Genomic DNA, 17,981 nt, shown 5'->3' with positions numbered 1-17,981 from the left:
GTATCGCGCAGCTCAGCAGGACAGACGGGTGCATAGGTACACCGCGCTGTGCGCGAGCTTCTTACGTCCAGCTAGGGGAATGAGCCGCCCAGCTTGGCGACAAGCAAATCATGAGGGTAAGGGCTCGCGCAACCGACGTCGGAGGAATTCGCGCGGAGCCCGATCGCACTCGGGATGGCAATCAGCGGGTTGGCGTGTTTGAGTGGCACGCATGGAATCATCAAGTGCCGCGCTGTCTTTGGATGCGCTGCCGCATCCGCCGGGTCGGCTTCCGATCCTCGGCGATGTGGCCAGTGTGGACCGCCACCGCCCGACGCAGCACGAGCTGAAGCTTGCGCAGGGCGGGCTGGGGCCGATCTTCCAGCGCAAGTTGCTCGGCACGCAGTTGATCATCGTGACCGGCGGCCGGTTGGCGGCGCAGTGCAACGATGAAACATCCTGGGGGCGTGTACTTCTCGGGCCGTTGGCGAAGATCCGGCCGGTCGCCCCGCACGGCATGTTCACGGCCAGCTCGAAGGATCCCCTGTGGGGGCAGGCCCGCCGCATCCTCACTCCGGGGTTCACCCAAGCTGCCATGCGCACCTACCACGATGCGATGGCCTCGGTCGCCGATGACCTGGTGACCGAATGGGCCTCGGTAGGCGGGGGTGGTGTGGCTGTTCATTCGGCGATGACCCGCGCCACCCTCGAAGTGATCGCGCGGGCCGGGTTCGGCCGCGACCTACGGCTGTTCGACGCCGCCGCGCAAGACAGCGATTCGCACCGATTCGTGCAGGAGCTGGGCCGCACGCTGCAGTGGGCCTCGGAATCCACCAACGACCTGCCCATCATCGGCGACGTGCGGGCCGCGCTGCGAGCGCCCGGCGTGCGCCGTGACATCGCCTCCCTGCAGCGCTACGTCGACGAACTGATCGCCGACCGGCAGCGCGAAAGCGCCAGCGACGCATCCGATCTGCTCGGGCTGATGCTGACAGCCACGGACCCGGAGACCGGGGTTCGGCTGCCAGCGGACAACATCAGGGACCAGACACTCACGTTCTTGATCGCCGGGCACGAAACCACCGCCGCCCTACTGGAAGTCGCGCTGTACTACCTGGCGCAGAACCCGAACTATCAAGAGCGCGTGCGCGCCGAGATGCCCGCGCAGACAACCGATCTGGGCTACGACGACGTGGTGAAGATGCGATTCACGCGTCAGTTCCTCAACGAATGTCTCCGACTATGGCCGCCCGCGCCGGGCTACTTCCGGATCGCGCGCACCGACCAGAACCTCGGCGGCTATCGGATCCCGGCGGGGCGGGCAGTGTTCGTGCTTGCGCTGGCCGCACAGCGCGACTCCGATGTGTGGGGTCCAGGCGCCGCGGCCTTCGACCCGGACCGCTTCGATTCCGCCGCGTTGCGCGCCGTCCCTGACCGGTTCTTCCAGCCGTGGGGCACAGGCCCGCGCTCGTGTATCGGCCGAGCGTTCGCGCTGCACGAGGCAACGCTGATGCTGGGCCGGCTGGTACACGCCTTCGACCTGGCCACGACCTCCGCCGCGCCCCTGACTCTGCGCGAGCGCGGAACATTGCGCCCCGACCCGTTCGAATTGACCGCCCGCGGCCGCTCGGTGGCCGCCACCACCAAGAGGTAGGCGCTCTCGATGTCGTGGTTTCTGATCGAGGCCCTTGGGCCTCTGGACACCCCCGCAACCATCGTCGCCAAGGACGGCGAACGCCGCGATTGGGTGTCGCTGCGGTCGCTGCAGCGCAACGAAGGTGTCGATGTCACCGACACCATCGACTGGGTGCGCCGGTCCGGATCGGTCTTCGATCAGGTGGTCTCCGGCCGCGGTGGTCACAGCCGCGTCCAAGCCCTGCCCATCCTCGGCCCCGACGACGAGGTGTATGCCGTCCACCTGTGGGTCGGGGCGCCGGGCGAACCTATTCCCGCTCATCGCCCTGCAGCTGGAATCGCGTGGTACGCCGGGGATCTGCAAGTTCAGCAGCGCCTCGAGTCATGGATGATGTCCACCGATGATGCCGATGGATTCAAACGGGTTCGCTCGCCCGGTGAATTCTTCCGCAAGGTCGTGAAATTCGATGACGCCACCGCCTTGATTGCACTGGGCACCAACCCCCAACCCGGTGCGCAATTCAGCCAGCACATCGTGGTTCTGCACGACAATGGGCGCCTGATGAACTGGCAGACGTTCGCGGTCGGCCGAACCGATTTGGAGCGGCCCGGCCTGCGTGGGCTGACACACGATGTCTCCGACGTGGATCCGGTTTCGCTGAGCCCGCACGAAGCGCTCGGCCTGACCGATGAACCCGGGCCGGATGCACCCGCCGCCGCCCTGATCGCGTTCCCGCCCACCGGTGCCCCGCTCATCGCGCAATGGATCGGGCACGTACCCACCTGGATCGACTGGCAACGCGAGGGCGACGCCGAATTGATCCACCGCGACGACTGGGACGCGATCGCGAAAACCGCGGTCATGCTGCAGCCCGGACTGCTCGACTCCAAAACTGTTACCCCCGCGCGGATCCGCGCCCACACCCCCAGCGGCTGGCAAGCGGTGACGATCACCTCCCGCCGCTTCCCCGGGGAGGTCGGGGGCCGTCTGCACATCGTCAGGATCGCCCGTGCCGACTAGCGTACGAGCCGGCCGGTTCAGCGATATCGGCGTGGATGTGATCGATGCCAGCGGTGTCCGACCACCAGGAGGCGCCGAGGAATCCGTTCCACCCACCCCAACCTCGAACTAGCCTCCCGACGCCGACCTCGAAAGGCGCAAACGCCTCATCGTCCCGGGGTCTGGCCACCCTCCCCGTCCAGCTGCGCTGACGCCAGACGCAGTGTCGGGCTTCGAGTCGATCCCGGTGGCGATGACCACCGCCTCCGTCGAAGGCCCGGCGAAGTTTGTGCGAGACACGGTCTGGTTACGGCGCCGGTGTGCTCCAAAGTGCGCTGATGGGAAGGCATGACAGTTGGTCGCCGAATGGGAGTTGCTGGTCGCCGCAGTAGAGGACGTATCCCGCATGGAAGCGGTCGCCGAGGCGTCGGACTGCCTCGGGGTAGCCGGTCTCGGGTCACGGTCGACCAACTCACCTGGAGCCGCACCATGGCCCAGTTAACAATCCTCCGATAATCTGCCGACACTGTGGCCGATGATCTGCCGACAGGTTTGTCGATGATCTGCCGACTCATGCCCCGATGATCTGCCCACAGGCCGAGAGGGGGTACGCACTCCAGATCCGAGAGCAGTTCCCCGGGAGTCGACTCTTCGCGGAGGCGCCCCGAATCTGGAACGTCCTGGCTTGCTCATCGACTCACCAAGTTCTACGAATGGCGACTTTGTATCAAAACCTGGTTGCCTTGATGCGTTGGTGAAAGGTACTCCGGGGCGGTCGGTTTCGCTGGTGAGCTTCCTCGCGGTTACCGGTTCGCTGTTGGGGGACACAGATTTACAGCCGGACATCCGCGCAAGGCACCGCGTGGCAGGCGAGTCACTGACGTTCTGGTCCGCATGCTCTTCGCGGGAGCTCTGGGGCGCGGAAGACGGCCGACGGCCCCGCCGAATGTTCGGTCGGGGCCATCGGGTTCGCTCTGTCAACCGCCGGGGTGGGCTACTTCAGCTTGCGGCAGTAGAGGGCGTCGGGATGTCCGCCGCGCCAGAACTTCCACGAGAAGGCGATGCCCGCCGCGTACTCATCGGCATTGCACTGGGCCTTGATGTGGCCCTCGGCGTAGTCGCCGCCCTCGCCCGAGGCGGGGCGCTGGTCGTATTTGTCATCCCAGAGGGTGCGGCCCGCACCCGCCAGCGGAATCCGGCCCGGTGCACAAAGAATGGCCGACATGCCGTCCCCACGCTGGCTGTAGCCGATCATGAATTGTCCTTCGGCGCATTGGTATTTGGTGAAGCCACCCGCCCAGTCGGTGGTGACCTTCTCCTCGGCGACCTTCACCGCGGTCGTGCCCGGCTTCCAGAGATCGCCCTCGGTGGCGTCGGTGCACAGCCCCCGTTCGTCGGACGAGCTGATGCCGATCAACCGCTGGTCATCGGGGCAGACGACCTTGTTCGCGCCGGAATCCCAGTCGTTACTGGCCCGCAGCGAAGCGTTGTGGGTGACGTGTTTGCCGTCGAGTGCCGACCAGCTCCGGACCCGGTCCACCTGTCCGGTCTTGCCGTTCGCGTCTAGCAGTCGCCGCATCTGCGGGCCACGCCAGTCGTCGGCGTCCATGACACTGCGCTTGCCGCCGTCGGTGTCGTAGCGCAGCAAACCCCACTGATTGCCCTGGTCGTTGTGCTGGAACCCCACAATCGGCCAGTACGCGAAGTCGAGGTCTCGGTCGATGAGGTAGTCGACCATATTGGGGAACCACGCCTTGTCCTTGCCCTCGGCGTCTTTGCCGATACCGAATTCGCTCACCCAGACCGGCGCGGTGAAATGCCGGTCGGGGGTGGTGGCGACGAAACCAGCCCGCTCGTCCATGGCCTTGAACAGATCATCGCGCGACATGTCCCGGAAACGGGGGTCGTGGGTTTCGCCTCCGCCCAGGCCGTCTCCACCGGTGTGGTTCGGTCCGATGTAGCCGTAGAAGTGGGCGGCGTAGACGATCTTGTGCGAGACCACCAGGGTGTCGGAGAGCGTCTTCATCGGCTTCAGCATCGGACGCTCGTGCCCGGTCAGGTCGGTGGGGATGCCGGTCCAGTTGATGCCCTCGATCATGATGAGCAGATTCGGGTTGGCGCCGGCCAGGATTCGGTCACCGGCCTTGCGGGAGGCTTCATACCAGTCGTGATCGTCGCCCCAACCCCAGTTCACGTCGTTCCAGGTGTCGCGGCGGACCTCGTTGCGCAGATCCGCGCCGATCACTCCGGGATTTCCCTTGTACCGCGCCGCCATGAACGCCCAGTCGTCCACCCATTTGTCGGTACCCTGCCCGGAATTCCAGCGTTCGTTGCCGTCCACGGCGCAACACCAGCGGGTGGAGGTGGTGTGGTTGTTGAGGATGACGCCCAGCCCGGCGTCGGTCAGCGCGGCGACCGCCCGGTCGTACACCTCGAGTGGCTTCAGGCCGTTCAGCGACGGATTGGCGGTCAGACCCTTGACCGGGCGGCTGTCGGTGATCATCTCGTTGGAGAAGGGCAGCCGAATACTGTTGAGCCCCAGGTCTTTGAAGTCTCCGACGATCTTGTCCAGCGGCACCCGGTCCAGTCCGAGCGGCGCGCGATGCCCGACTTCCTGCGCGGTATTGTTCGCCGGATCCTCGTCGTCACCGCTGCCGGTCCAGGTGCCGCTGGACCCGTGCCAGTTGCCGGATTTCAATTTCACCCGGTTACCGGCCTCATCGATGATGTACCGCCCGCGCGTACTCAACGGGCCCTTCAATCCGGCGGGCGCGGCGTGCGCGACCGGCTCGAGATATGTGGCCGGGGCCATCAGCAATCCGGCGGCGAGCAATAAGGCGGTGATGGCCCTCATGTGTCCTTCTGGGTGATCATCGATACTTCGAGGGGCGGGTTGGGTTGAATGGGAAGTTGGATCCGGACTCCGCCTCCCCGGCTGACAGTGGAGTCTCAGGTGCGCTGGAGGATCCGGTGGCCGGCAGCTTCTTCAGCCTGCGCAAGGATGCCCACCGGTGGCGGTTTCCGCGCGTTCTGCATGACTGAGCGACAGTCGCAGTGTTTCGTGGTGCAAACCGAGTTCCGCCGCCATTCTGCGGAAGGTCGGTTGGGGCTCACGCCGGAAGACGTTAGTTCGCAATGGAACTGCAGAGAAATCATGATTCTGCCCGGATTGACAAGCTTCGGTTGTCAATCAGAGATGCGGTGGCACCATGCAATTCGCGAAGTCGGGCGCTGATCCACCAGCCAAGAGGGTTGTCGTTCTCGATCCGGGGCGGGAACGGTCAGTGGCTGGACCCGCAGCACCGCTTCCCCGTTTATGTTCAGGGGCTCGCGGCTGGTGGTGAGAATCCGTAGTCCCGGGCACGCACGCAGCAATGCCTCAGCGATCTTCGCTACCGTGTCGATGATGTGCTCGCAGTTGTCGAGCACCAGCAGCAGTTGCTTTGGGGCCAGGTATCCGATCAGCACATCGAGGACCGGCTTCCGTTGTGGCCGCAACCCGACAGCGGCGGCGATCACCCCGGGCAGCAGCGCACCGTCTCGCAGCTCCGCGAGCTGGACCAGCGACACTGCGTGCGGAACACTGCGTTGCGCACGTGCCGTGATCCGCAACGCCAGTCGGGTCTTGCCCACCCCGCCGATCCCGGTCAAAGTCAGCAGCCGCGAACTCGCCAAGAGACTCTTGGCCTCGGTCAGCTCGACGCGCCGGCCGACAAAACTCGTCAGCTCCAGCGAGAGAGCAGCCTCGGCGTCAACCAACGAACCGGACGACACGGGTCGTACTTGCGAGCGGTCGATGGCCGGCGGAATCAACGGAACGGGGGTGTCTTCCGGCCGCTCGGCACCCGCTGCGGCCCACACTGCCATGCCATCGACCGGCCACCCGCGCTCTGTCTGCTGTTGAGTCATGAGGCTCACCCGCGAACACGCGCATCAGGTGAGCCGCGGCCGCCTGCCGGCATTCCGGGTACAGAAGTTTCCAGCGTGATCTCCTTCAACGCCGCCTGCTGCGGATCCGCTTCGGCCAGCGGCGTTTTCAGGGTGGCTTTCCTCCCGCTCGAGGTCCTCGATATTCTTCGCGCCATCGGCTTCCAGGCCGTCGAACTGATTGCGCCACCGGTAGTAGGCCCCCTCGGCGACCTGCAGGATCCGGTACGCGGAAACCAGCATCATCACGACCGCCATCAGCGCGGCGTCGAATATCGCGACCGGAGTCCGGGCGATGCGTTTCAGGTGGCGGCGCAGCATGATCGACGAATCGGTCAGTGGCGCGGAAATGGTGTTCATCGTGCGACAACTTCCATGGTGGCCTGCCCGGTCAGGGCACGCAGAACATCATCCAGGTCAGGGGTGAACTTCCTGCACTGCGGCTTCGGCTCGTACCTCGAGGATCGCGAGGAGGACCATGCGGCACACGGACATGCCCGACAGGTGCCCGGGCAGCGTCAGCACAGTTTGTGCCTTGGCTCGCCGGCATTCCTGGACGAGATCGACGAAGGCCGGGGGCAATGTCGCGTTCTGTGGTTCCGACTCGTGGAATACGGTGCCCAGCGCATACCCGAGTGATCTGGCGGCGGCCCGCAATATGCTGTCGCTGGAATTCGGGTCGCGATCGCTCAGCAGATCGTCGCGCACGTATCCATAGGCAAGAGGCAGTAAAGCAGTCATCGAAGCATCCGGTTTCCCGGTCGGTCGGCCACGAGAGGGTTACCTCCAGCAGCCGGGGCGTGTGTCATCTGGATCTGTCAGCCCAGGGGCGGCATCTGTGCACCCTGTGCCATCGCTCTCGGTACGCAGGCGCGGCTGATCTGCTCACGGGAGTGGGCGGGTTGTGGCCGGCATGCGCGATGACGATCTACCGGCGCGGGCGGTCATGACCAGCTTGGCGATCGTGGGTGCCGGCTGTCGCGAATCTGCGTCGACCGTGAAGACCGGGAACCCGTCCTGGCGGGGACTGGGCTGGAAGTGCACGCGTACCGGCCCGGTGGAGATCAGCGGGACGTCACCTTCGATGGAGGTGTAGACCCATGGGCCCTCGTCGAGTTCGACTACGGCGATCGTCAACGGCGTCAACTCGCCGTGCGGATCACTCGCGCGATGGACCACCCGCCACGACACGATCGAACCAGCACCGGACGAGGGCACCCACTCGAGATCGTCGGACGCGCAGGCGGAACACGCGGGGGTCAGCGGTGCGAAGAGCTTGTCGCAGGCCGCGCAACGCCGGATCGTCAACGTGTCTTCGACACAACAGGCGCGGTCGTCGCTAGCACCCTCTGGTTGCTGGGCATTCGGCGAGAACATGGAAACCTCCGCGGATCGGTGCTGGTGGATTTCGCTTCAGCATCGTCCGTGCGGAGTACTCCCACGACGGTTGAATAGCCGGGGGACATACCTATTTTTGGCCGAGCCTTCGCCGGTGCGTGCGTATAAACAGTCACTCCACGAATCGCCGTATGGAGATATTGCGGATCCGAGTGGCTTCGGCGACCCCTCGTCGTCATCCGAGTCCTCGGCGGCCGACGCGGGCAGCGGTTGTCAGCGGGCGGGCCCGAGTTGGTTCGGCGGCCCCGGATATGTGCCGCCACGAGGGCGAAACCGCTGCGATAGAGCTACACGGTGGGCACATGCTCGCTCCCGCCCAACTACTTCGGTCGCCGAGGTCGGTGGGGATACGCTGTCCATTAACGACGAGTTAACACAGCGATTCTCCGTGTTCGTGCCTTTGCTGGCGGGTGGTGTGTGTGGCTGATGAGTGACAATGATCGGTTCCGGACGGTCCGTGACGTGTTCGATTCGGTGACAGAGGAATTGGCCGAGGCCGGGTTCGAGGATGCGGAGGAGATCGGGCGGGGCGGTTTCGGTGTGGTGTATCGCTGCACGCAGGACGAGCTGGATCGGACGGTGGCGGTGAAGGTGCTGACCGCCGAGTTGGATGCCGAGAGTCGGGCGCGTTTTTTCCGGGAGCAGCGGGCGATGGGCCGGTTGACGGGGCATCCGAATATCGTCACGATGCTGCAGGCGGGGGCCACCGCGAACGGGCGCCCGTTTCTGGTGATGCCTTATCACCCATTGGGTTCGCTGGATGCCCGGATCCGTGAGCAAGGTCCGCTACAGGCGGAGACGGTGTTGTGGATCGGGGTGAAGATCGCCGGGGCATTGGAGAGTGCGCATCGGCTGGGCATCCTGCATCGAGATGTGAAGCCGGGCAATATCTTATTGACCGATTACGGTGAGCCCGCGTTGACGGATTTCGGTATCGCGCGTATCGCGGGCGGGTTCCGGACCGAGACGGGCACCGTGACCGGGTCGCCGGCGTTCACAGCTCCGGAGGTGCTCGAGGGCGGGGCTCCGACTCCCGCGGCGGATGTCTACGGATTGGGCGCGACCCTGTTCTGTGCGTTGACCGGGCATGCGGCGTTCGAGCGGCGCAGCGGGGAGAACGTGGTGACCCAGTTTCTGCGGATCACCACCGAGCCGGTGCCGGATCTGCGTGAGCAGGGCATTGCGGAGGACATCGCCGCGCTGATGGCGGCGGCGATGAGCCGTGATCCTGCTGAGCGGCCGTCGGCGCAGGCGCTGGGGGAGGCGATCCGGCAGGCACAGCGCCACCACGGGTACGCCCTGAAGGAGATGGCGTTGCAGGCCGAACCGGCACACGAGCGCGGGGACCGTGGGCCCGTCGCGTCGGAGTGGCGTGCACCGACATCAGCGCTTTCGCAGGGTGCGGGCGATCTGCCGCCGGAATTGACCAGTTTCGTCGACCGACGCAACGAGGTGGCGGAGGTGAAGAATCTGCTGGCCTCGGCGCGGTTGGTGACATTGACCGGGATCGGCGGGGTCGGCAAGACGCGGCTGGCGCTGCATTCCGCGGCGACTGTGCGCCGGGAGTTCGGCGACGGGTTGTGGTTAGTCGAGCTGGCCGACGTGTCCGACCCCGCGCTGCTGGTCGACGTGGTGGCGGCTGCCCTGGGGTTGCGTGATGATTTGGCACGGCCGTTGCCGCAGGTGGTGGTGGAGTTCCTGTCCGATCGTGAGTCGCTGTTGGTGCTGGACAACTGCGAGCACCTGGCCATGGCGGTCGCGCGGCTGGCCGAGACATGGCTGCGGGCATGTGCGAACCTGCGGATCCTGGCCACCAGCCGCGAACCGCTCGATATCGGCGGAGAGGTGGTGCTGCGGGTGCCGCCGCTGCCGGTCCCGGATCCGGAGCGGGAGCCGTCGTCGCGAGAATTGCCCCGCTACGACGCGGTGACCTTGTTCGCCGACCGCGCGACCGCGGCGGTGCCGGGCCTGCGGCTCTCCAACGACGACAAGGCAACGGTGGCCCGGATCTGCGCGCGGCTGGACGGGTTGCCGCTGGCGATCGAACTGGCCGCCGCGCGGGTCCGCACGATGTCGCCAGAGCAGATCCTGGGGCGGCTCGACGACCGGTATGCGTTGTTGACCCGCGCCAGTCGCAGCGCGCCGACGCGGCAGCAGACGCTGCGGTGGTGCGTCGATTGGAGCTACCGGCTGTGCAGCCCGGTCGAGCGGCGGCTGTGGGCGCGGCTGTCGGTGTTCGCCGGTGGTTTCGAGCTCGACGCTGTCGAAGGGATCTGCGGCATCGACCTGGATACCGACAGTGTGCTGGATGTGGCGTCTTCACTGGTGGACAAGTCGATCCTGATCCGGGTCGAGTCCCAGGGTGTGGTGCGGCTCCGGATGTTGGAGACGGTGCGTGACTACGGGCGGCAGAAGCTCCAGGAAATCGGCGAGTACGCCGATCTGTGCCGGCGGCACCGCGAGTGGTACCAGGATTTGGCGCTGACCGCGGACGACCAGTGGATCAGCGACCGGCAGCCCTACTGGGTAGCCCGGCTCGACCGCGAACTACCGAATCTGCGCGGCGCGCTCGAATACTGCCTGGCCGAGGACACCGACCAGGCGGCCGCAACCGCACTGCGGACCACCGCCGCACTGGCGGGGTTCTGGACTTTCCGGGGCCTGTACAGCGAAGGTCGCCGCTGGATCGAGCGTGCTCTCGCCCACCCCGCCCGGCAATCCATCCCCGACCGGGTCAAAGCGATCCACGCCTGTTGCGCCATGGTCGTGATGCGAGGTGATGTGCCGGCGGCGGCCGCGCTCGTCGAGGAGGGGCGTCTCCTCACCCAGCAAGATCCCACCCCGATGAACCAGGCGCTGATGGACAGCTCCGACGGTGGGGTGGCGGTTTATCGTTGGGACCTCGACCTCGCGACCTCGCGCCTTGAACGCGCCGTCGAAGCGCTCGATTCCTACCGACCCGGATTCGCGTACTTTGCCTCTTTGCTCGCGCTCGGTTTGGTGCACGGACTTGCCGGTGATACCCAACGGGCGGCCGAGTCCTACCGGCGGCTGATCTCCATCGCCGAAGCGCACGGCGAAACCCTTTTCCGTTCGACTGCGTTCTACGGCCTGGGCACTATCGCCTGGCAGGAAGGCGACCGGTCCCAGGCCACCGAGCTGCTCGAGAAGGCATTGAGAATCCATCGGCGAATACGCAGTCCGCTCATCGCTGCCGTGAGTCTCGAGGCTTTGGCCTGGGCCGCGTGCGCCGACGGTGATGCCGAGCGCGCGGCCGTACTGATGGGAGCCGCGCAGGAACTCGACCGGTCCCTCGGTACCGTCGCAAGTATCGTCCCGCTCGTGCCGCAGTATCACGACGAATGTCTCCGGCTGACCCAGTCGGCTCTCGGCGCACGCAGGTTCGATGCGGCCGTCCGCAGCGGCCGAGCGATGGGGATGGACGCGGCCGTCGCGTACGCACTCGGCGAGCAGCCCGCCGTCGCTCCGCCGGCCTCGGGTCCGGGCGTGGCTCTGACCAAGCGTGAACGCCAGGTCGCAGACCTCGTCACCCGGGGCCTGACCAACAAACAGATCGCCGCCGAACTGGTGATCTCCCAACGCACCGCCCAGGGCCACGTCGAGCACATCCTCACCAAACTCGGATTCACCTCCCGCGCCCAGATCGCGGCATGGGTCGAAGAAGGTGCGGAAGGCCAGAATCCGTGATCGACCGCGGATCGAAATGATCGGCCACCTCGCCGCGCGACTGAGCCTTTCCGGCTTACGGTGCGTGTAGCAAACTGCGATCGCGACCCGCTACTCGGAAAGGACCGGTAGTGGCCGAACCATTGACAATACCGGGATGTCAATGGTCCTCAAAATAGGATTTAAGTTCTCTTTCGTTGTGCTCTAGTGTTTCCCGGTGTGCGAATGTTCTTATTGCACATCGGCTCATGAATATCCAAATTCCGCGTTCTCCGGGATGTTGCGGAATATTGGAAAGGCTCGCAGCCCCCCAAAGACGTGGGGCCAGCCTCCCAGAGACGTGGGGCCAGCCTCCCAGAGACGTGGGGCGACCGCGAATAATCGGTGCCGCCGGCGACCGACTCGAGCTTCGGAACCGGCGGTGTCATCCACAAGCAGCAGAGCATGAATACGACAGTTCTCGAAAACCCTCGCCGAACGAGGTGGAACGCGATGCGCTGGATGCTGATCCCCGAATTCTCGCAGCGGGATTTGACCGGCTCGAATAGGTCAGGCGGATATCGCGTCTGACGCGCGTGCGTGGTGCCGGTCCCGGCGGCGCGGTGTCTCGAGCCGGGCGAGCAGGCCGGGATTCGCGTCGCGGACCCGGCGTGCGATGTCGACGAAGGAGCGCACCAGAGTGTTCTCATGCCCGGCGCGCCAGCTCACGGCGACCTCGTTCGGGGCCGCGTCGGTCACCGGGACCAGCCGGACGCCGGGAAATTTGATCCAGGCGGCGCACGGCACGGTCATCGCGATAGCGGCTCCGGTGGCCACCTGCTGCAATTCCTCCAGCAGTGTCTTCGTGCGGCAGGCTACCGGCGCCGGGCGGCCGCCGCGATGGGAGTCCAACTGCCAGAAGGCATTCCAGATCGGGTCGGTGGCCGCCGAGGAGAGGATCGGCTCGTCGAGCAGTTCCTCCACCACGACCTCATCGCGGTCCGCAAGGCGGTGGTTCGTGGGCAGCATCACCATCAGCGGTTGCCGGAACAGCGGCTCGAATCGTAGCCCGGTGTCGTTGAACGGTCGCCGCACGAACGCGACATCCGCCTGTCCGCTCGCCAGGCCCGCCGACGGGGTCTCGTAGGTGACGTGGTTCAACTCGAGGCTGACCTCGGGATGGCGCTTCCGGAATGCGGCCAGAATCGGTTCGGTCAAGGTCAGGGCCGCTCCCTCGAGGCAGCCCAGCGCCAGCCGGCCGTGCTCACCGCGATGGATCGCCCGGGCCTCTTCGAGCCCGGAACCCAGGCTGGTCAATGCGTCCCGGACATGTCGCAGAAATGCCGCCCCAGCCGCCGTGAGCTCCACCTGCCGGGTGGTGCGCGAGAACAGCGTGACGTCCATTTCGTGCTCGAGCTGTTTGATCTGTGTGCTCAGGCCCTGCTGCGACAGGTGCAGCCGCTTGGCGGCCCGAGTGAAACTCAGCTCCTCCGCGACCGCGATGAAATACTGAAGCTGTCGACAGCGGACTTCCATGCGGGGCAATCTAGGCTGGTCAGACGTCCGAAACGGGTTGTGTCCCAAACTCTCACGTGAATGGCCGGCAACTTCGCAGCGGTCGAGGTCAGCGCGGTCGTGGCTGACACCGTCTGGGTTCTGGGCATTCGGTGGGAACATGGAACCTCCGCGGAACGGTGCTGGTGGATTTCGCTTCAGCATCGTCTGTCCGGGAGTAGTCCCACGACCGTCGAATGACCCGGGCGGCATACCTATTTTGCCCGAGCGGGCCTTCGTCGGCGCACACCCAGGTCGACGTCGCATGGCGCAGCTGGCCGAAAACCCTCACGCCCGCAGGTAGGGATCCATGTTGCTCCTGTACGCGACGGGCGGCGAGATCGGTGGCCACGACGATCACGCAGCGACGATCGGTGGGGTGCGGTGAGCGAGCGATATCGCCCTGCTTCTCCAGCCGGTTGAGCATGACCGTGGCGCCTGCGGCGGTGAGCCGCAGCCGTGACATACATGCTTCTTGACAGTGGCAGGCCCTTTCTGTCCCTCATTGTCTTCGAATTTCTGGTGCGTGTCGGTTTGTGCCGCATCGAGCTCAATGTGTTAAGGAAACCCAGTGCGAATCCTGCTTCGTTCGAGCGTATTCAACAGCCTCACTCAGCGTTTTCACGCGGAATTGCGACACCGGGGGCACTGCGTGGGGGTCGAGTTGGCACTCGGTGACAACGAGTCGCTCGGGGCGGGCGTAGCGAGATTCCGGCCCGATTCGATCCTTGCGCCGATGCTGACAGTCGCTGTGCCAGACAATATTTGGTCGGAGAATACGGTATTGATCGTGCATCCGGGTCCGAAGGAAACCGAGGTCCGTCGGCGCTGGAGCGTGGAGGTGAGTGGGTCATCCATCGCGAGAGGGAAGGGAGCCAGACGGTTGCGAGATAGCTTGGCGAGAAGCAGGATTCGATCTTCGGCGAACAAGCCGACGCTGCTGGTCAGCTGATCCCCGTACTGAGATCCTTCGGTTGGGGGTGTGTGGTGCCGGTGGCGGCGCGGACGACGGGGGCGAGCAGGCGCGGGAGGATGAACTGGTCGCGCGGTAGGTGTCGTGCGTCGGGGAGCCAGTTGTGCACGAGTCCGACGGCGAGGCCGCTGTCGGGGTCGGCCCAGCCGCCGGAGCCGGCGAGTCCGCCGTGTCCGAAGCCTCGTGGGGCGCCGGGGGCGGGGATGGAGTGGTAGCCGAGTCGCCAGCCCATGGGGAGCAGCAGGTTTCGGTCCGGGAGCCAGGTCTGCACGCGCGATATCTGCCGCACCCGTGATCGTGACAGCAGTGGGGTGTCGGTGACGATCGTGTTGTAAACGGAGGCGACGGCGCGGGCGGTGAACACTCCATTGGCGGCGGGCATTTCACCGGTCAGGATCGCTGGGGCGGATCCGGAGGTCAGCTGGTCGATGCCGTGGGTGTAGATGGCTCGGGCGAATCCGGTGCCCGGCAGGGGGATTCGTCCGGCGATCCGTAGGACGTGGGCGGCGCCGGGGATGCCGAACGGGACGGATGATCCGTGCGAGACGGCGACGGTGGTGTTCGCCGATGATGGTGGGATGCCGAGGTGGAGGCCGTCGGTGCCCAGGGGGTCGGAGAGTTCGGTGCGGTACAGCTCGCTCATGCCCTTACCGGTGACCGCGCGGGCGATTCCGGCGGCCAGCCAGCCGAAGGAGATCGCGTGGTAGGCGGGTATTCCGCGCCATCGGTCCGGTGCGGCGGCGGCGATCCGCTCTTCCATCAGGTGGTGGTCGACCAGCTCGTCGAGGTTCTTGGCGAGCGGGGTGACGTGCGAGAGTCCGGCGCGGTGGCTGAGGACCTCGGCGACGGTGATCTTCTTCTTGCCGTTGGCGCCGAAGGCGGGCCAGTACTCGGCGACCGGTGCGTGGTAGTCGAGCAGTCCGCGTTCGGCCAGCCGGTGCAGCACGGTGGCGGTGATGCCTTTGGAGGTCGAGTACGACAGTGCGGCGGTGTTGTGTTGCCAGGCGATGCCGCGGTCGGGGTCGGCGGTGCCGGTCCAGACATCGATCACAGGGCGGCCGCGGTGGTAGACCGCCAGTGCGCCGCCGCCGCGGCCGGTGGAGAACAATCGCGCGAATGCGGTGATCGCATCGGCGTATTGGGGTGCCCAGGTGCCGTGTACGACGGTGTCGGACCCCTGGGGGTGATCGTGTCGGGAAGGTAGCGGATCAGGCACGTCGTTGTCGCCTTACTCGTTGCCGAATTTTGCAGTACAGGAGAATCGAAAAGGTGGCCCTAGCAGGGGGCGTAAGCAAGCGAGGAGTCGGGGTAGGCGCGCCACGCCCATGACAGCGAGTCCAGCAGGTTGCGTTTGAGCGTGCGCGCATCGCGGGTGTCGCTGGGGCGTTGGACGAGGGCTTCGCGGATCATCTGCACGAACCGCCAGCGGGTGACGCCGAAGGCGACGAGCAGTTCGCCGGCGCTGGCGCCGCCGGACGGGGCCCGTCGGATCGCGAACTCGACCACCGATCGCGCGGCCGTGTCGAGCGATTTGTTGGCCGCCAGGAAATCGCAGTGCGTCATCGAGGAACGAACCCATCCCGGGTCGTGGGTGGTGTGTGTCGCCGATGACATCACCGACTGTGGGCTGTTCGTATCATTCGCGGGCGCGCTGTCGGGCGGGGTGCTGTTGTCCTGGGTTCGTGGAATGGTGATGTCGATGGTGAAGACCGGGAATCGGTCCTCGGGCGGGTCGGGTTCGTATCGGACACGGATCGGCTGGTCCGAGGGTGGTGGGAGCTCACCGTAGATGGTGGAGTAGATCCAGGGGCCGTCGTCGAGTTCGACGATGGCGACCGTGGACTGCTCCCACGTCCCGGTGTTCGAGGGGTGGTGCGCCACTTTCCACGACACGATCGACCCGGTGCCCGAGGAGGGTACCCAGTCCAGGGTCGTGGCTCGGCACGATGAGCAGGCGTTGGTCATTGGCGCGACCAACGTTGCACAGTCGGTGCAACGCCGAATCATCAGGGTCGTGCCGCCGTGGTGTCGTGGGTTCTCCAGCTTGTAGTCCAACATCGCAATCCTCGCCAGTTCTTGCCTGCGCTGTCACTGACGAGCCTGCGTCACGGACGCCCCTACCCGCGACGGCAGAACTACCCACGGCATACCTATTTTTGCCACCCCGCCCAGTAGAGGCAGCGGTCGACAAGGGGCGGGAGGCGCAAATCCGTCCAGCACGACGCGGCGCGTCTGCAGGATAGGAACCGCAGCCATTCACCTGCTGGAAGGTCCCGCTACGTCTACAGCTGACTCGTCTGGATGGCGTGCGGTCAGCGCCTGAGCACAGACAGTACCCCGGCGACCTCGCGGATAGTGAATTCACGTAGGTCGCGTTGTCGATCGCTCGAATGCGGTCAGGGGGCCCACAGGTGTCGCAGCTCGGCCCAGTCGGGCGCGGCGGTAGGCCGCCTCGCCGCGGCGGGTTTGTCGGGCCGTCCAGGATGAGGTCCAGGTGTCGGGGAAGGCTGTCCAGGGTCGGAGTCGTCGGCCATGACGGACTCGGCGCGGCGGAGGATCTCCGACCGCAATGACGAGGCGGTCCTGCGCACGGGGCGTGAGCTGGCCGTCGTCACCAGCGAGCACGGCTCGGGCGCGGAGTGAGAATCGACCCCGGTCACCCTCGAGCTCGGCGGCAAGATTCCGGTCGTCATCGATCCGGCCACCGACCGTCGCGGCCGCGGCGCGCCTGGTTCGGCGAGTGGCGGCGGAGGCTGCCGACGATCCCGCGCGATCCCGAGTACGCGTCGATCATCAATGGGAAGAATTTACTCGGTACCGGGCAGACAGAGCGGGAGATGCGGCCGAGCCTCAGCCGAATCGAATGGCTGTGCCGGAGTGCCGGGAAGATTCCACAATCAGGACTTGCGTGAGTGACCGATTCGACAGAGCGATGCCGCCGGGTGAAGGGGGAATTTGACCCGGCGACATCGACATCATCGGCAGCCGACAGCGTTCGAGCTGCAACTGGCCACCAACTCGTGGGTCAACACCGCTTGGGGTATACAGGTCGGCCCGGACCGAACCCTACGGATGCCCCCCGCGTTGCGCAAATTAGCCAAGATGATTGAAATCTGCTGGCCCACAACGTGGCACAGCATCTGCTCGATGCAGGGTCCGCAGCCATCGAGCTGGCGCCGCAGTGCAGCATCGAAATCGTCGAGCGCCCGTCGGGAGCGACGAAGCTGTGCCCGTTCGAAACCAGAGGCCGCCTGTCACAAGATCACGTACCACGCGGTTCGTAAGTGTCGCCGACAAGTCGGCCTGTGATTGAGTGTTGGAGTGGGAGACGAACTTTCAGCCTTGGGCAGTCGTCGCGACGCTGGTGCGAGTCGTAAGCGCCCCATAAGCCTGGGCGGCCGCATCGACAATCTCGGCACCTATCGATTCTTATGCCCGACGGTTGGTTGCCGGTGGTTTCGCGACGAGAACACCACCCAGAGCAATCCGCGTTGGCGCGAGCTGGTCGAGGCCGCGATCGATGACCACCTCGCTGCTGAGCATCCTCATTGGATCCATCCGGAATACAACTAGATCGAAATCGAACGCGTTGATCTGTATGCCCGCGTCGTATGCCGGGCAACGTGACCTGTGCCAGGCGAAAAATGGTGCATTGCACAGCGTTTCGGCTCGCTATTGGCCGGAGGGGCATGGGTCGTGGATCTCGCGAAATGGGAAGCTGGCTAGGGTGGGACGGTGACCTTCAATCCAGATTTGTGGCGGCCCGTCCCGGGATTCGAGAACCTCACCGACATCACGTATCACCGGCACGTCGAGCAGGGCACGGTGCGGATCGCCTTCGATCGCCCC

At 65.6% G+C, this 17,981-nt stretch carries 13 protein-coding genes and 1 pseudogene; 5 read left to right on the top strand and 9 right to left on the bottom strand.

Going from position 1 to position 17,981, the window contains the following annotated elements; genetic code table 11:
• Positions 1-211 precede the first annotated feature (211 nt).
• On the top strand, positions 212-1,633 hold the full coding sequence (locus AB0L60_RS33395; RefSeq protein WP_364622364.1) for a cytochrome P450: 1,422 nt from the start codon (positions 212-214) through the stop codon (positions 1,631-1,633).
• Positions 1,634-1,642: 9 nt separating this feature from the next.
• Positions 1,643-2,635, top strand: a complete 993-nt coding sequence (locus AB0L60_RS33390; protein ID WP_364622361.1) for a GAF domain-containing protein — start codon at positions 1,643-1,645, stop codon at positions 2,633-2,635.
• A gap of 973 nt (positions 2,636-3,608) precedes the next feature.
• On the opposite strand, the gene AB0L60_RS33385 is transcribed toward AB0L60_RS33390, so the two are convergent.
• The 5 genes from AB0L60_RS33385 to AB0L60_RS33365 all read right to left on the bottom strand — a co-directional run bounded on the left by AB0L60_RS33385 (position 3,609) and on the right by AB0L60_RS33365 (position 7,849).
• Positions 3,609-5,468 (bottom strand): cellulase family glycosylhydrolase, encoded by a 1,860-nt coding sequence (locus AB0L60_RS33385; RefSeq protein WP_364622358.1) that lies wholly within the window; start codon positions 5,466-5,468, stop codon positions 3,609-3,611.
• A 332-nt stretch (positions 5,469-5,800) separates the two neighbouring features.
• Positions 5,801-6,523, bottom strand: coding sequence for a hypothetical protein (locus tag AB0L60_RS33380; RefSeq protein ID WP_364622355.1), 723 nt, complete (start codon positions 6,521-6,523; stop codon positions 5,801-5,803).
• 24 nt (positions 6,524-6,547) lie between these two features.
• Complete coding sequence (locus AB0L60_RS33375) at positions 6,548-6,901, bottom strand: hypothetical protein (protein WP_364622352.1); 354 nt, start codon at positions 6,899-6,901, stop codon at positions 6,548-6,550.
• A 57-nt stretch (positions 6,902-6,958) separates the two neighbouring features.
• The gene (locus AB0L60_RS33370) at positions 6,959-7,249 is read right to left on the bottom strand and encodes a hypothetical protein (RefSeq protein WP_364622349.1); all 291 of its coding nucleotides are present in this window, start codon (positions 7,247-7,249) and stop codon (positions 6,959-6,961) included.
• Between the two features lie 177 nt (positions 7,250-7,426).
• The gene (locus tag AB0L60_RS33365) at positions 7,427-7,849 is read right to left on the bottom strand and encodes an OB-fold domain-containing protein (protein ID WP_364622346.1); all 423 of its coding nucleotides are present in this window, start codon (positions 7,847-7,849) and stop codon (positions 7,427-7,429) included.
• 516 nt (positions 7,850-8,365) lie between these two features.
• Here AB0L60_RS33365 and AB0L60_RS33360 point away from each other — a divergent pair.
• Positions 8,366-11,647, top strand: a complete 3,282-nt coding sequence (locus AB0L60_RS33360) for a protein kinase (protein WP_364622343.1) — start codon at positions 8,366-8,368, stop codon at positions 11,645-11,647.
• A gap of 528 nt (positions 11,648-12,175) precedes the next feature.
• Here AB0L60_RS33360 and AB0L60_RS33355 read toward each other — a convergent pair.
• The 4 genes from AB0L60_RS33355 to AB0L60_RS33340 all read right to left on the bottom strand — a co-directional run bounded on the left by AB0L60_RS33355 (position 12,176) and on the right by AB0L60_RS33340 (position 16,097).
• The gene (locus AB0L60_RS33355; protein ID WP_364622340.1) at positions 12,176-13,141 is read right to left on the bottom strand and encodes a LysR family transcriptional regulator; all 966 of its coding nucleotides are present in this window, start codon (positions 13,139-13,141) and stop codon (positions 12,176-12,178) included.
• Between the two features lie 88 nt (positions 13,142-13,229).
• A complete protein-coding gene (locus tag AB0L60_RS33350; RefSeq protein ID WP_364622337.1) occupies positions 13,230-13,625 on the bottom strand; it encodes a MarR family transcriptional regulator in 396 nt (131 codons plus the stop codon).
• 478 nt (positions 13,626-14,103) lie between these two features.
• Positions 14,104-15,348, bottom strand: coding sequence for a serine hydrolase domain-containing protein (locus tag AB0L60_RS33345; protein WP_364622334.1), 1,245 nt, complete (start codon positions 15,346-15,348; stop codon positions 14,104-14,106).
• A gap of 59 nt (positions 15,349-15,407) precedes the next feature.
• Positions 15,408-16,097: an OB-fold domain-containing protein gene (locus tag AB0L60_RS33340; protein ID WP_364622614.1), complete on the bottom strand. Its 690-nt coding sequence runs from the start codon at positions 16,095-16,097 to the stop codon at positions 15,408-15,410.
• A 1,356-nt stretch (positions 16,098-17,453) separates the two neighbouring features.
• Here AB0L60_RS33340 and AB0L60_RS33335 point away from each other — a divergent pair.
• Positions 17,454-17,705: a hypothetical protein gene (locus AB0L60_RS33335; protein ID WP_364622330.1), complete on the top strand. Its 252-nt coding sequence runs from the start codon at positions 17,454-17,456 to the stop codon at positions 17,703-17,705.
• Between the two features lie 162 nt (positions 17,706-17,867).
• A pseudogene (locus AB0L60_RS33330) lies at positions 17,868-17,981 on the top strand (1,4-dihydroxy-2-naphthoyl-CoA synthase); the annotation flags it as partial.

It is taken from the genome of Nocardia sp. NPDC051981 (assembly GCF_040680715.1).
Taxonomy (GTDB): Bacteria; Actinomycetota; Actinomycetes; order Mycobacteriales; family Mycobacteriaceae; genus Nocardia.
This window is presented reverse-complemented; position numbering and strand designations above follow the sequence as displayed.

What these genes read in the sequence shown, in the direction of transcription:
- AB0L60_RS33395 (WP_364622364.1), top strand. Translation starts at nt 212, where the DNA reads ATGGAATCATCAAGTGCCGCGCTGTCTTTGGATGCGCTGCCGCATCCG.
- AB0L60_RS33390 (WP_364622361.1), top strand. Translation starts at nt 1,643, where the DNA reads ATGTCGTGGTTTCTGATCGAGGCCCTTGGGCCTCTGGACACCCCCGCA.
- AB0L60_RS33385 (WP_364622358.1), bottom strand. Translation starts at nt 5,468, where the DNA reads ATGAGGGCCATCACCGCCTTATTGCTCGCCGCCGGATTGCTGATGGCC.
- AB0L60_RS33380 (WP_364622355.1), bottom strand. Translation starts at nt 6,523, where the DNA reads ATGACTCAACAGCAGACAGAGCGCGGGTGGCCGGTCGATGGCATGGCA.
- AB0L60_RS33375 (WP_364622352.1), bottom strand. Translation starts at nt 6,901, where the DNA reads ATGAACACCATTTCCGCGCCACTGACCGATTCGTCGATCATGCTGCGC.
- AB0L60_RS33360 (WP_364622343.1), top strand. Translation starts at nt 8,366, where the DNA reads ATGAGTGACAATGATCGGTTCCGGACGGTCCGTGACGTGTTCGATTCG.
- AB0L60_RS33355 (WP_364622340.1), bottom strand. Translation starts at nt 13,141, where the DNA reads ATGGAAGTCCGCTGTCGACAGCTTCAGTATTTCATCGCGGTCGCGGAG.
- AB0L60_RS33350 (WP_364622337.1), bottom strand. Translation starts at nt 13,625, where the DNA reads ATGTCACGGCTGCGGCTCACCGCCGCAGGCGCCACGGTCATGCTCAAC.
- AB0L60_RS33340 (WP_364622614.1), bottom strand. Translation starts at nt 16,097, where the DNA reads ATGACCAACGCCTGCTCATCGTGCCGAGCCACGACCCTGGACTGGGTA.